Annotated in this window: 2 protein-coding genes; both read right to left on the bottom strand. The window is 31.4% G+C overall.

The genetic code is table 11. From position 1 onward, the window contains the following. A partial coding sequence (locus HMPREF2937_RS00690; protein WP_070863815.1) for a hypothetical protein occupies positions 1–237 on the bottom strand: 237 nt, incomplete at its 3' end. Between the two features lie 15 nt (positions 238–252). Next, a partial coding sequence (locus HMPREF2937_RS13610) for a hypothetical protein (RefSeq protein WP_180364605.1) occupies positions 253–732 on the bottom strand: 480 nt, incomplete at its 5' end.

Here is a 732-nt window from a genome sequence, read left to right as displayed (position 1 = left end):
TTCAGGAACTTCTCTTATATCACATAAAACTTCTTTAAACTCTTTTTTGGTTACTTTATCCTCGTTTATTGTTAATTTAAATAAATAATCATTTAACTTCTTAATTTCATGAACGCTATAACCGTAACGTAATAAAACTAAATCTTTTGTTTTTAGATCAGGTGCTAATTCTTCTTGTAAAACATCTATAGATTGCTTAATTAACAACAATTTAGACTCTAATTCTTCATTATTCATTCAAAACACACTCTCTTATATCAAAGTTTGACCTACTTGAGATACCCAGTAAGCAATGCTGCGAGCAGAAGAGTCTTTTATACCAGTTCCCATTAACGCTTGAGCAACTTGACCTTCTACATTCCCCCACGTAGCTTGTTCTTGTTTTAAAATCTTATTTAAAGCCGGTTCAACATATTTATCCCAACGTTTTTCTAAAGACTTACCAGCACGAGGACTTATCTTTTTAACTCCTGAAAAAACAGCTTTTTTGTTTTTTATCATTGCCTTAATTCCTTTTTTTACAGCAAAAGAACCACCAATTCTTTCTGAAGTCCCTTCTTTAAGATTAGTCGGCAAATTATTAATAGTCTGTTCAGTTACATATTCAGGATTTCGAAACAAATCATCTAAAGCTTTATTATCTTTTTCAATTTCTGCACTCGAGTTACTAACTGCCTTTTGTGTTTCTAATGATTCACTTGCACTAGCCATAGGACTTACCGTTGTTAATAA

It is taken from the genome of Staphylococcus sp. HMSC061G12, from assembly GCF_001838465.1.
Classification (GTDB): Bacteria; Bacillota; Bacilli; order Staphylococcales; family Staphylococcaceae; genus Staphylococcus; species Staphylococcus simulans.
The sequence above is the reverse complement of the archived record's forward strand: the minus strand, read 5'-3'. Positions and strand labels throughout refer to the sequence as shown.